Genomic DNA, 13,981 nt, shown 5'->3' on the forward strand with positions numbered 1-13,981 from the left:
ATGTCAATGAAAAACAAAGTTGGGTTAAGCATAGAGGATGGCATTAATTTAGCTTCAGCTCAATTTAAAGAAGATGCGTATGAAATTTATAAAGAATCGCGAAAAAAACAACCTATATTATTTGTAAACCAAGTTGAAATCGGTAAAGAATGGCTCATTACTAGATATGAAGATGCTCTGCCACTTTTAAAAGATAATCGTTTAAAAAAAGATTGGACAAATGTATTTTCTCAAGATACAAAGAACATGTATCTTTCCGTTGATAATAGTGACCACTTAACAACACATATGCTAAATTCAGATCCACCTAACCACAGTCGTTTACGATCTTTAGTTCAAAAAGCTTTTACACCGAAGATGATTGCACAATTAGACGGAAGAATTCAGAGAATAGCAGATGATTTGATAAGTAATATAGAGCGAAAAGGTACATTAAATCTTGTGGATGATTATTCATTCCCTTTACCGATCATTGTAATAAGTGAAATGCTCGGTATTCCAAAAGAAGATCAAGCGAAATTTAGAATTTGGTCTCATGCTGTTATTGCATCACCAGAAACACCTGAAGAAATAAAAGAGACCGAAAAACAACTATCTGAGTTTATTACATATCTTCAATATTTAGTTGATATTAAAAGAAAAGAGCCAAAAGAAGACTTGGTGAGTGCTTTAATACTTGCAGAGAGTGAAGGGCATAAACTTAGCGCTCGGGAACTATATTCAATGATAATGCTATTAATTGTCGCAGGACATGAGACGACAGTGAATTTAATTACAAATACGGTATTAGCACTTCTTGAAAATCCAAATCAATTACAGTTATTAAAAGATAATCCCAAACTAATTGATTCGGCTATTGAGGAAGGATTGCGTTATTATTCTCCAGTTGAGGTTACAACTGCAAGATGGGCAGCGGAACCTTTTCAAATTCACCATCAAACAATACAGAAAGGAGATATGGTTATTATTGCATTGGCTTCAGCGAACCGTGATGAAACAGTATTTGAAAATCCAGAAATATTTGATATTACACGGGAGAACAACCGTCACATTGCCTTTGGTCATGGTAGTCATTTCTGCTTAGGAGCTCCACTTGCGAGGTTAGAAGCAAAGATTGCTATTACTACTTTGTTTAATCGAATGCCTGAACTACAAATAAAAGGGAATCGTGAAGAAATTAAATGGCAAGGTAACTATTTAATGCGTTCTTTAGAGGAATTACCTTTAACTTTCTAGAATAGTTAAAAGGAGACATGCATACATCGAAAATGATTTACATAGAGTATGTATGTGTTATTTAAATTCGAAACGGAAGGGTGAAGACATCCCAATGATCAACTAATTCTATTTGTAAGAGATCTTCGTTAAAAAACGAAATATTCTTCTGAATAGGGTTAGTCTGTACATTTATAGAAAAGGGATGTATTTCGCTCTGCGAATATATAGTCTTTTTATATGATTTGTGCTGCCTCCTGTTCAGAACATGAAATAGGAGGCTTTTTTATGTCGACAAATGTAGTAACGAAACAAAACAATGGGGTATCACAAGTATTAAAAAATCGGTTTGTACAAGGGATTTTAGCATCAGCATTATTTTTACAAATAGGAATATGGGTTCGAAACTTTGCGGTATTACTATATGTAATGGAAATGACAAAAGGTGATGCTTTTGCTATTTCTATGATTTCAGTTGCTGAATTCGCTCCAATTTTTATTTTTTCATTTATTGGCGGTACCTTTGCTGATAGGTGGAAGCCAAAGAAGACAATGATATGGTGTGAAACGTTAAGTTCCATTTCAGTATTCGCTGTATTAATTACGCTTATGTTTGGAACGTGGAAAATTGTGTTTTTTGTGACACTCATCTCTGCAATCCTTTCACAGTTTTCACAACCATCTGGAATGAAGTTGTTTAAACAACATTTATCAACGGAACAAATTCAATTAGCGATGTCTATATATCAAACGATATTTGCAATATTTATGGTATTAGGACCAATTCTAGGGACATTTATCTTTCATAGTTTTGGAATTTATATTTCAATCATCATAACAGGAATCTCGTTTTTACTTGCGGCAGTTGTATTGTTATTTCTTCCGAAAGATCTTGAAAACGACGTAGAAAAGAAAGATATCACTCTGCTGCAGGAGATGAAGGATGGTATTAAGTATGTCAAAAAGAAAAAAGCATTAACTTTGCTAGGGCTTTGCTTTATGGCTGCAGGACTAGGTATAGGATTAATTCAACCATTAGGTATATTTATTGTGACTGAGCAGCTAGGATTATCAAAAGAGAGTTTACAGTGGCTACTAACAGTAAATGGTGCGGGAATGATTGTTGGCGGAGCATTAGCAATGGTATTTGCGAAAAACGTTGCTCCGCAAAAGATGTTAATTATCGGTATGCTTGGTCAAGCAATTGGTATTGGCATTATAGGATATTCTACAAATTTATGGGTGACACTTACAGCTCAGCTTTTTAGTGGCTTAGCTCTTCCTTGTATCCAAATTGGTATTAATACGCTTATTATTCAAAATAGCGATACCGATTTTATAGGTCGTGTAAATGGTATTTTAAGTCCGCTATTTACCGGTTCAATGGTAGTAACGATGAGTATAGCTGGCTCATTAAAAGAGATGTTTTCATTAAGTATGATGTATGAAGGGACGGCTTTACTTTTTATAATTGGATTATTGTTTATTTTACCTATATACAATTTAAAGCCAGTAATAGCGGTAGAAAGTGAAATAAGTGGTAAAGGAAGTGCTGTACAAAATGAATCCTAATCCAAATATTAAATACCCTATTGAAGGAAATCAAAACGTTCAATTTATAAAAAATACAATAACAAAACCTAATATACTTGTTGGTGACTATTCTTATTATGATGCGAAAGATGGAGAAACATTTGAAAATCGAGTATTACATCATTATGAATTTCTTGGGGATCGCCTTACTATTGGAAAGTTTTGTTGTATTGCATCTGGAGTTAACTTTATTATGAACGGAGCGAATCATCGGATGGATGGATTTTCGGCATATCCATTTAATATCTTTGGAAATGGGTGGGAGAAGTATACACCTAGTTTGTCTGATTTACCTTACAAAGGCGATACAGTTATAGGAAATGACGTTTGGAGTGGTATGGACACAACCATTATGCCCGGAATAAAAATAGGAGATGGTGCAATCATTGCAGCTAAATCTGTTGTGACTAGAGACGTCGCACCATATACAATTGTTGGTGGAAATCCAGCAAATAAAATAAAAGAGAGATTTTCAAATGAAATAATAGAAGAATTATTACAAATTCAATGGTGGCATTTTGACATTGAAAAAATAACTGAAAATATAGATGTGATTGTACGAGGAGATATTGAACCATTAAGAAAGCTAAAAAGGGAATAAAAAATGCATGACAAAGAGTATCATACCTCCGAATTTTGTTAATGATAATAGAACAAGGAGGTGTGATACTATGGCACAAGACGTTTTATGTGAAGTAAATAACTGTAAATTTTGGGCGAACGGTAATAAATGTAGTGCAGAGGCAATTTACGTAGTAAGTCATAAAGGTAAACATGCATCTACAACGGAAGAAACAGATTGCAAAACTTTCGATCCAGAAGTGTAAATGTTTGAAGGGTAGCCAAATCGTGGTTGCCCTTTTATTAATTATAGTATTGATAATAAATATCATTTTCATTCATTGTTTTTAACTTTTCTTGTTATTTTTTCATATTTTTTTCATAAGTGATGTAATCCAACTCAATTCATGTTCAATTCGTGATTTACTAAATTCAATGACTTCAGTAATAAAAGATGAGGTAACATCTAGAGACTGAATAGCAGTAAGCTGATTATATAGTACGTTTTGACGTACAGTCAAAATCTCTTTTCTATCCTCATAGTCAAGTTTTTCAAATAGCGCAATACGAACAAGAAATTCTGTATTGTTTGTCGCAAGTTTTTCGGGAAACTCTCGTAACATTTCAGAAAAAATTTCTTCTCCTGTTTCTGTTATATCGTACATATTTCGGTTTGGTTTTCCGACTTGTTTATGTATTTTTTTCGTTATAGCACCCATATTTTCAAATCGCCGAAGGGCAGGATAAAGCATGTTGTGATTTAATTCGAAATTTTCACCTAAACGATTTTGAACATTTTTTTTAATTTCATATCCATGTTTTGGTCCTGTCGTTAATTCTGCTAGTAGTAAAATGTCAACGTACATAAAAATCCCCCTTATATATTTCTCAAGTTCTCTAATGAAAAATCCCCTTTGGTATATGTTAAAATAACATATGATAGTTTATACAACTTTGGACTGCCGACCTATCACTTTTATTGTAAAAGAAAAGGGAGGAAAGAACTATGGCTTCACCTGAAAATGTTATTTTAGTTCATGAAATTTCAAAGCTGAAAACAAAAGAAGAATTATGGAATCCATATGAATGGTATCGTTTGATGAGGGATAATCACCCAGTTCATTATGATGAAGAGCAGGATGTATGGAATGTTTTTTTATATGATGATGTAAATCGTGTTTTATCAGATTATCGCTTATTTTCAAGTAGAAGGGAGCGCAGACAATTCTCAATCCCTCCTTTAGAAACTAGAATAAATATAAACTCTACAGATCCACCAGAACATCGCAATGTACGTTCCATTGTTTCTAAGGCATTTACTCCAAGAAGTTTAGAACAGTGGAAACCTCGAATACAGGCTATCGCAGATGAACTTGTACAACATATCGAAAAATGTAGTGAAGTTAATATCGTTGAACAGTTTGCTGCACCTTTACCTGTTACCGTTATTTCCGATTTATTAGGAGTCCCAACAACAGATCGTAAAAAAATGAAAGAATGGTCTGATATTTTATTTATGCCGTATAGTAAAGAAAAGTTTAATGATCTGGATGCCGAGAAAGGGATAGCATTACATGAATTCAAAGCATACCTTCTACCGATTGTTCAGGAAAAGAGATATCATTTAACCGATGATATCATTTCTGATTTAATTCGAGCTGAATATGAAGGCGAAAGATTAACCGATGAAGAAATTGTAACCTTTTCATTAGGTTTACTAGCGGCTGGGAATGAAACCACTACAAATTTAATTATTAATAGCTTTTATTGCTTTTTAGTAGATTCACCTGGAATTTATGAAGAGTTAAGAAAAGAACCTAACTTAATTTTAAAAGCGATTGAGGAAGTATTACGCTATCGCTTTCCTGTTACATTGGCCCGGAGGATTACAGAGGATACAAATATATTTGGTCCTTTCATGAAAAAGAATCAGATGATTGTTGCGTGGGTTAGTGCAGCGAATTTAGATGAGAAAAAATTTTCACAAGCCTCTCAATTTAATGTACATCGAACAGGAAATGAAAAGCATTTAACCTTTGGGAAAGGTCCTCACTTTTGCTTAGGAGCACCACTTGCACGTTTAGAAGCTGAGATTGCATTAACTACCTTTATAAATGCTTTTGAAAAAATAGAGCTATCTCCATCTTTCTGTTTAGAAAAATGTATATTGGAAAATGAACAAACATTAAAATACTTACCTATTCGATTGAAAGCCAAATAAAAATCTTAACAAGGTGCATACATTTGCATCTTGTTTTTTTGTTTCTCAATTGTGAGTTTTCGGCAATTACCTTAATATGGAATTGTATAAAACGTAGAGGAGGATTCTTATGTTGACTTGTAATGGAAGTAAATCATTTCAAAAGTTTATTAAAGGTGTTACAAATCTTATGGAAAACGGTTTATTTGAAGAAGAAATAGTGTGTGGCATTGAAAAGTTACTAGAAGAACTTTTAGAAAAGAAAACATGGCTTCCGTTAGATAAACAGAAGGCCAATTTGACTCAATATGCACGACATTTATTGTATGAAGATCCGCTCAAACGTTTTGAAGTACTAGCTCTCGTATGGAAAGATGGACAATCTACACCTTTACATGACCATGACGGCACATGGGGAGTAGAAGGCGTTTTTTCAGGAAGGATTATGGTGAAGAACTTTATACAAACGAAACAACTTGGAAATTCACTTGTTTATTTAACACATACAGGAAATCTTTATTTGGGAGAAGGAGAAACAGATAAAGTAATTCCACCAGCGGATTGTCATATTCTTGAAATTAGTAAAAATGAAAGCGTTATTACGATTCATGTCTATGGAAAACGGCTAGAAAAGTTTAAAGTATATATCCCAACTGAAGAAAAAAATGTGTACATGTGTGAGACAAAATACATTAGTTATAATTCATAGTTTAAAATCCAAAGCTTTTTTAAAAAGAAAAGCTTTGGATTTTATTTTTAATTATTTCTTGACCTGAAACGCTTTTCATAAATTATAAATAAGAAGTACCTCACGAGGATTGTATGAAAACGATACCTAATAATTAATTAGAACTCGTGTATTTATAGAAAGTGGTGAAGAAATAATGAAATTAATCGCAATTGATTTAGATGGAACTCTTCTTTCGGGGAATAAAATGATAAGTAAAGAAAATGCAGAAGCAATTCGAACATGTCAAGAAGCTGGCCATGTTGTAGCAATTTGTACAGGACGTTCTATTGTTGACATTGAGCGATTATTGTTAGAAGTTAATTTAGAGTGTCCAATCATTGCGGAAAATGGGGCTCTTATATATAAAGATAAAAAAATGATGAAGAGATATCCGATTCAAAATATGCAGGCACTTGAAATTGTAGAATATCTTGAAGAGAATGGTTTATATTATCAGCTTTATACTGATAAAGGTGTGTATGTACCGGATTATGGAGTAGAGAGTGTACGTAATGAAATTGAGTATGTGAAGAATTCAAAAGAAAATTTCGACTTGAAAGAGTTAGAAACAATCGCAGCATTATATCTTGAGCATACAGCGTTTCATAGTGCGGAAAGTTGTAAACCAATTGTAGAAACAGATATACATGTGCATAAACTATTACCATTTTCTTATGATATTGAGAAATTAAAAAAACTAAAAGAAACATTTCTTCATAATACAGATTTAGCAATTACATCTTCATATTGGCACAATTTAGAGATTAATCATCGAGATGCTCAAAAAGGGAATGGATTATATACTTTAGCAGAACATCTTAATATTCCGGTTGAAAATACTGTAGCGATAGGTGATGGCCTAAACGATGTTTCTATGATGGAAAAAGCGAACATATCAATTGCAATGGGGAATGCAGTAGAAGAAATAAAAGCAATGTGTAAATACGAAACGTTATCAAATGAAGAACATGGTGTGGCACATGCTTTATATAAATATGTAATGTAAATAAAAAAGAAAAAAGAATCCATTTGGATTCTTTTTTCTTTTTTATTAGGGGTAAGGTATTCTATGAGATTCATAGAAGCCTTATTACATTTTATTATATAGAATATATTGGAATAAATGTTTATATTTTTCATAAAAATTGTGAATATTTTATGAACTTTATACTTATTGCATGTTTATACCGCTATTAGTAACGTGTATGACTTTCGAGTAAAAATTCAGTGAATGTAAGAAGGAATTCAAGTTATCTAGATAATAAGTGAGGAATCAATGAAATATATACTAATTAAAGGTATATTCAGTATATATATTCTTTTCTTGTTTTAATTGAAAAATAAAATTTGTTCGAATAATTATTCTACAGCTATATACCTACACTAGCTTTCTTCGTATAATGGAGAAGTATGAATTTTAGATTTGTATTAATTTTACATATTGAGGTGAAAAAGGAATGAATTCGCGGCTAATGGAACTTATTGATGTGAGTACAATAGAAACCATGGCAGAACAATTTTATAAATTAACTAACATATCACATCAACTTCTTGATGCTGAAAAAGAGTGTGTTTTTTCATTCGGAATGAATGAGATAAAAAAGAGTAAACTTCCAAAGATTGAAATCCCCATTTTCTTATACAATCAACATTTAGGATCTTTTGTTGTATGGTCCAAAAAAAGTGAAATTTTCAGTTGTCAAAAATACTTTGAAATGCTCTCAAGTTTAATTTTAGATGGTGCAATAAAAGTATTTCAAAGTAAAAATACAACGTTGCTTTCTCGGAAAGAAGAGGAACTACATACGATTTTACAAAACATGCCTGTTATGGTCGATGCGCTTGATTATAATGGAGATTTTGTTTTGTGGAATCGAGAATGCGAAATTGTAACAGGTTATACCGCTGAAGAAATAATTGGAAATCCCAATGCACTGCAATTATTGTATCCTGATCATAATTATCGCCATCAAATACAAAAGAAATTTTTAACTTGTGGAAAAAATTTCAGAGATTGGGAAATGCACTTAACATGTAAAAATGGTGAAATCAAAACAATAATGTGGTCGAATATATCAGAACAGTTTCCTGTAACAGGATATAGTTATTGGGCTGTTGGTGTAGATATTACACATTTAAAAGCGATAGAAGAGCAGTTAAAACAACAAACATCTGAACTGGAATTAATTTTTAAAGCTTTACCAGATTTATGTTTCTTAACAGAAGATGATGGCACAATTATAGATTACAAGGCAGGATCTCCTACAAAGTTTTACGTACCCGCAGAAGCTTTTATGGGAAAAAAGTTTTACGAAGTATTACCAACGTCAGTAGCACAGCAGTTTCAGGAAGCCATTAATCAAGTGAAGGAAAAAGGAACGAATGTAATTGTAGAATATCCACTCACACTTAATGGAAGTATTGATTTCTTTGAGGCTAGGTGCTTACCATTATTACATGATAAAATTATGATTATTGTACGCGACATTACAGAGCGAAAAAAAACAGAAGAATTGCTAAATAAATCAGATACGCTTGCAGCAATTGGTCAATTAGCAGCTGGCGTGGCTCATGAAGTAAGAAATCCTTTAACTGTAATTAAAGGTTTTATACAGTTATTTCAAATTAATAAAGAAGATCAAGAAAGATATTTTGATCTTATGCTTTCTGAAATTGAAAGGATAGAAGCAATCCTGCAAGAATTTCTATCAATCGCTAAAACAGATGAGATAAATACAGAAAAGAAAAATATTTATCGAATTTTTAAAAATGTCGTATCGTTAATGAATACAAAAGCAATTATGAAAAATATTCAAGTTGAACTATTTACGGATGACAAAGATATAATTATTGAATGCTCAGAAAATCAATTGAAACAAGTATTTATTAATATTTTGCAAAATTCAATCGAAGCTATGCCAAATGGTGGGGAAATTTCAATTCACATAAAAGAAATAAATGATGATGGTGTCATCATTCATGTAATAGATGAAGGAATAGGAATACCTGAAGAAAGAATTAAGAGATTAGGTGAACCTTTTTATAGTACGAAAGAAAAAGGGACTGGTATTGGATTAATGTTAAGTTATAAAATTATTGAAAGTCATCAAGGGACAATTAGTATCATGAGCGAGGTTGGTGTCGGGACAACAGTAACTATTTACTTACCGAAAGTACTAAGTAAACAATCTCTTTCTAATTGTGACGACAAATGTATAGCAATACGCACTAGTAGTAATTCTTAAATCAATTAATACCCAATAACAAAGCGATTAGTGAAAACTAAGCTTTTTGTTATTGGGTATTTTTTATATTTAATTTAGTAAACTTTACCTTTTCTTTACCTTTGTTTTAATTTCTATTAAGTTTTAAACGTTATATTAATATTTGTACAAAGCAATGTATAGAAATTGTACATTACTTTTAATATAGAAATGTGATTATTATTTAAAATATTGTAAGGAGGAGATTATGACAAGGTGAAAAAGCAAGAGAAGAAAAGTGGTAGAGTAGTACCTCTCCGGTTAAATATTTTATTCCTTTGTGTATTTTTATTATTTTCTGGCATTATTATTCAGTTAGGGAAAGTGCAAATTTTTGATGGAGAAACATATAAAAATGAAGTAGAGAAGAGAGAAAATGCAACCGTGGGCCTTTCTGTACCACGTGGGAAAATATTTGATCGTGAAGGAAATCCAGTAGTTGATAATAAGTCTTTACGTACGATTACATATACAAAGGTGAAAGGTGTAAAACAAGAAGAAATATTAAAATCAGCAAGACAACTTGCAGATATTATTGAAATGCCACAAGAAGATATAGATAAGTTAACTGAGACTGATAAGAAAGACTTTTGGATGCAATTAAATCCAGAACTTACTCAAGACTTAGTATCAAAAACAGAAATAGATAAGTTCCGAGATAAGGATATTACCGGAAAAGAGCTAGACAAAAAAATAGAAGATTTAAAAAGGAAACGCGTTACAGATAAAAATCTTCAAGAACTAACGGCTAAAGATATAGAAGTGTTAGCTATTAAAAGTAAAATGACCTCAGGTTTTCAAATGGCACCTCAAATTATTAAAAAGGACGTTAGTGAACAGGAATATGCGGTGATTAGTGAAAATTTAGCGAACCTTCCAGGAGTAGACGCATCAGTTGATTGGGAGAGAATCTATGTAAATGATGGATTATTCCGTTCTGTCCTTGGTAACGTTTCAAATGCTGATGAAGGATTGCCACGTGAACGATTAGATTATTATTTAGTGCGTGATTATAGCCGAAATGATAGGGTCGGCAAAAGTTATATCGAACAGCAATACGAAGATGTACTTCATGGTACAAAAAAAGAAGTAAGAAGCATTGCTGATAAACAAGGAAATACTATTAGAACGGAAACGGTTTCGGAAGGGAAAAGCGGTAAAAATTTAACTTTAACAATAGATATGGAATTGCAAAAAAAAGTAGAGGAGAGCATAGAAAAAATATTAAAACAATATAAAGGATCAGAATCAATGTTAGACCGTGCTTTCGTAGTGATGATGAATCCGAAAAATGGCCAAGTATTATCAATGGCTGGGAAAAGGCTTGTAGAAAAAGACGGAAAAATGGAAGTTGAAGATTATGCTTTAGGCACGCTGACAAGTTCATATGAGCTTGGATCAACGGTTAAAGGTGCGACAGTGTTAACAGGGTTTGAAACAAATGCAATAACTCCTGGAACACATTTTTATGATGCACCTATGAAATTTAAAGGAACTAAGGAAAAGAAGTCTTGGAAAAATTTTGGTGATATAGACGATCTAAGAGCGTTACAAGTTTCTTCAAACGTTTATATGTTTAATATAGCATTAAAAATTGCTGGCGTGGGTTATGTGAAAAATAGTTCACTAGATATTAAACAAGAATATTTTGATAAAATGAGGTATTATTTCAGGCAATTTGGACTAGGCGTACAAACTGGTATTGATTTACCAAATGAAACCGCAGGACAAATTGGAAGAAAAGATAATCAGCCTGGTTTCTTATTAGATTATTCTATTGGACAATATGATACGTATACACCACTTCAGCTTGCACAATATATTTCGACTATCGCAAATGGAGGGTATCGAATGAAACCACAAATTGTTCAAGAGATTAGAGAACAAACCGTTCAAAAAGATGAGGTTGGTAAAGTAGTACAATCAATAGAACCCGTTGTTTTAAATAGAATCGATATGAAACAAGAATATATTAATCAAGTAAAAGAAGGATTTAGAAAAGTATTTCAAGAGGGAGATGGAACGGGAGTAAGAGCATTCCAAAAAGCACCATATAAACCAGCTGGTAAAACAGGGACCGCACAAACTGTATATGGTGGAGAAAATGAAATTGGGCGAAATGCGAAAGGTGATCGTAGAGAATGTTATAACTTAACATTGGCTGGATATGCGCCATATGATGATCCAGAAGTAGCATTTTCGGTTGTAGTACCATGGGTTGAAAATGATAAATCGGGCATTAACTCCGATATTGGAAAAGAAGTTTTAGATGCTTATTTTGATTTGAAAAATAAGAGATTAACTGGTGAAGCGCCAAAAACAGATGCTTCTAAAGAGAATTAAAATGTACGAAACGTCTCTAGCATTCCTGTAAACTAGAGGCGTTTTTATCTGGGAATAGATTAGAAATGAGGTATATATGAAGCTGTTTATTCTAAAATATTGGAGGAACATATGTGGCTACATATTCATTATAATAGGGGTTATTTTTATTAATAAGTCCTTTTTATTTTGTATGGTAGAAGGAATTTCGATGCAACCTACTTTGAATGAAAAAGATTATATACTTGTTAATAAGGTAAACGTCTGTTTATCGTCTTTTCATCATGGAGATGTTGTCATTATAAAAAAAGAAGACGCGCCTACTTACTATGTGAAACGAATTATTGGATTATCGGGGGATAACATACAACTAAAAGAGGATGAGGTATTTATTAACGGTAAAAAGCGTGATGAGTCGTATATACATTTAGATATGTCACAAGTATCCAATCGTTTTTCAAATTTTAGAGAAATAAAAGTTCCTACGCATAAATTATTTGTGTTAGGTGATAATCGTAATCATAGTAAAGATAGTAGGAATACACTTGGACTTATTGATGAGTCAAATATAATAGGTAAAGTAGAAATGGTATTTTATCCATTTGATCATATAAAATGGATAAAATAATTCTATTAACGATTCACGTTTTATAAAATCAATCATATATTGATAGCATAGGACAAGCAGAAAAGCTTGTTCTAACCTCACAGAACACTCCTTATCACGGTTAGGCATCTACATAGGTAGATGCTTTTTTTATGTTGATGACTGAAAATTATTTATCAATATAATGTAGCAAGCATATTAGGACTATTAGGGGGAGATTACTTGTACAAATAACAGTATGCTTAATTAAAACAGTGAAATGTAAGGAGTGAGGAATAAGTGCTAAATATTTTAGTAGTTAATTTTCCAGCAGAGGGGCATGTAAACCCTACATTAAATTTAGTAAAAGCCTTTACTGAACGAGGGGATAACGTACATTATATTACAACGGCAAACTTTAAGGATAGAATTGAAGATTTAGGAGCTACTGTACATACTCATCCGGATCTATTAAAAGAGATTTCTATTGATGCTGAAACTTCATCTGGGTTAAATGCTTTCTTTCATGTGCATGTTCAAACTTCTTTATATATATTAGAAATTACGAAACAATTATATGAAAGTATAAATTTTGATTTCGTAATTTATGATATATTTGGCGCAGGAGAGTTAGTAAAGGAATATTTACAAGTTCCAGGTGTAGTGTCCTCACCTATATTTTTAATTCCGCCAGAATTTTTGAAGACATTACCTTTTCATCCAAATGCAGATATGCCATTTCAACCAGAGGAAATCTCTGAAAAATTACTAAATCAGATGGAACATAAATTTGGAGTAAAACCAAAGAATAATCTTCAATTTATGAATAATAAGGGTGATGTTTGTCTCGTATACACAAGTCGTTATTTCCAACCTAATAGCCAATCGTTCGGGGAAAATAACATTTTTATTGGACCGAGTATTTCAAAGCGTAAAACAAATATAAAGTTTCCACTGGAATCACTTAAAGAAAAGAAAGTTATTTATATTTCAATGGGAACACTGCTTGAAGGACTCGAACCATTCTTTAATACTTGTATTGATACTTTTTCAGATTTTGATGGGATAGTTGTAATGGCAATTGGTGATAGAAATGATATTTCTAAAATTAAGGAAGCACCAGATAATTTTATAATTGCTCCATACGTACCTCAATCAGAAATATTAAATGAAGCAGATGTTTTTATTACACATGGCGGTATGAATAGTGTACACGATGCCATTCATTATAATGTCCCATTTGTAATAATACCGCATGATAAAGATCAGCCAATGATAGCGCAAAGATTAACTGAGCTTGAAGCGGCACATAGATTATTGAAAGAACATGTTAATGTACACACTTTAAAAGAGGCCGTAACAGATGTACTTTCAAATGAAAAGTATAAATATGGTATAAGAAAACTTAATGATAGCTTTTTAGAATGTGGTGGTTCAAAAGAAGCGATTGCAGTTATTGAATCTCTTTTAAATAAAGTAAAACTTTAATTGGTGGGGCTTTACTGCCTGCA

At 32.2% G+C, this 13,981-nt stretch carries 12 protein-coding genes; 11 read left to right on the top strand and 1 reads right to left on the bottom strand.

The features are described 5' to 3' along the window. The 4 genes from BLT20_RS23940 to BLT20_RS23960 all read left to right on the top strand — a co-directional run bounded on the left by BLT20_RS23940 (nucleotide 1) and on the right by BLT20_RS23960 (nucleotide 3,635). On the top strand, nucleotides 1-1,236 hold the full coding sequence (locus BLT20_RS23940; RefSeq protein WP_000062133.1) for a cytochrome P450 family protein: 1,236 nt from the start codon (nucleotides 1-3) through the stop codon (nucleotides 1,234-1,236). 267 nt (nucleotides 1,237-1,503) lie between these two features. Further along, nucleotides 1,504-2,787: an MFS transporter gene (locus tag BLT20_RS23950; RefSeq protein WP_000106396.1), complete on the top strand. Its 1,284-nt coding sequence runs from the start codon at nucleotides 1,504-1,506 to the stop codon at nucleotides 2,785-2,787. After that, entirely contained in the window at nucleotides 2,777-3,409 is a 633-nt protein-coding gene (locus tag BLT20_RS23955) for a Vat family streptogramin A O-acetyltransferase (RefSeq protein ID WP_001069205.1), read from the top strand. Before BLT20_RS23950 ends, BLT20_RS23955 begins: the two co-directional genes overlap by 11 nt. Nucleotides 3,410-3,479: 70 nt before the next feature. Continuing rightward, nucleotides 3,480-3,635 carry a DUF1540 domain-containing protein gene (locus BLT20_RS23960; RefSeq protein ID WP_000046095.1) on the top strand — a complete coding sequence of 52 codons (156 nt, stop codon included), beginning with the start codon at nucleotides 3,480-3,482 and terminating at the stop codon, nucleotides 3,633-3,635. Between the two features lie 102 nt (nucleotides 3,636-3,737). Here BLT20_RS23960 and BLT20_RS23965 read toward each other — a convergent pair whose 3' ends face one another. Further along, nucleotides 3,738-4,235, bottom strand: a complete 498-nt coding sequence (locus tag BLT20_RS23965) for a PadR family transcriptional regulator (RefSeq protein ID WP_000289127.1) — start codon at nucleotides 4,233-4,235, stop codon at nucleotides 3,738-3,740. A gap of 140 nt (nucleotides 4,236-4,375) precedes the next feature. Here BLT20_RS23965 and BLT20_RS23970 point away from each other — a divergent pair, with 140 nt between their 5' ends. The 7 genes from BLT20_RS23970 to BLT20_RS24005 all read left to right on the top strand — a co-directional run bounded on the left by BLT20_RS23970 (nucleotide 4,376) and on the right by BLT20_RS24005 (nucleotide 13,958). Further along, complete coding sequence (locus BLT20_RS23970) at nucleotides 4,376-5,590, top strand: cytochrome P450 (protein ID WP_000168020.1); 1,215 nt, start codon at nucleotides 4,376-4,378, stop codon at nucleotides 5,588-5,590. Between the two features lie 109 nt (nucleotides 5,591-5,699). After that, nucleotides 5,700-6,278, top strand: a complete 579-nt coding sequence (locus tag BLT20_RS23975; RefSeq protein ID WP_000954442.1) for a cysteine dioxygenase family protein — start codon at nucleotides 5,700-5,702, stop codon at nucleotides 6,276-6,278. Between the two features lie 175 nt (nucleotides 6,279-6,453). Beyond that, nucleotides 6,454-7,305, top strand: a complete 852-nt coding sequence (locus BLT20_RS23980) for a Cof-type HAD-IIB family hydrolase (RefSeq protein WP_000766393.1) — start codon at nucleotides 6,454-6,456, stop codon at nucleotides 7,303-7,305. 451 nt (nucleotides 7,306-7,756) lie between these two features. After that, complete coding sequence (locus BLT20_RS23990) at nucleotides 7,757-9,544, top strand: ATP-binding protein (RefSeq protein WP_001088552.1); 1,788 nt, start codon at nucleotides 7,757-7,759, stop codon at nucleotides 9,542-9,544. A gap of 234 nt (nucleotides 9,545-9,778) precedes the next feature. After that, nucleotides 9,779-11,905 carry a peptidoglycan D,D-transpeptidase FtsI family protein gene (locus BLT20_RS23995; RefSeq protein WP_000743781.1) on the top strand — a complete coding sequence of 709 codons (2,127 nt, stop codon included), beginning with the start codon at nucleotides 9,779-9,781 and terminating at the stop codon, nucleotides 11,903-11,905. A 76-nt stretch (nucleotides 11,906-11,981) separates the two neighbouring features. After that, a complete protein-coding gene (gene lepB, locus BLT20_RS24000) occupies nucleotides 11,982-12,512 on the top strand; it encodes a signal peptidase I (protein ID WP_000765190.1) in 531 nt (176 codons plus the stop codon). A gap of 258 nt (nucleotides 12,513-12,770) precedes the next feature. Continuing rightward, complete coding sequence (locus tag BLT20_RS24005; RefSeq protein WP_000932159.1) at nucleotides 12,771-13,958, top strand: macrolide family glycosyltransferase; 1,188 nt, start codon at nucleotides 12,771-12,773, stop codon at nucleotides 13,956-13,958. Nucleotides 13,959-13,981 lie beyond the last annotated feature (23 nt).

Origin of the sequence: Bacillus sp. cl96 (genome assembly GCF_900100505.1) — a bacterium.
GTDB lineage: Bacteria > Bacillota > Bacilli > Bacillales > Bacillaceae_G > Bacillus_A > Bacillus_A cereus.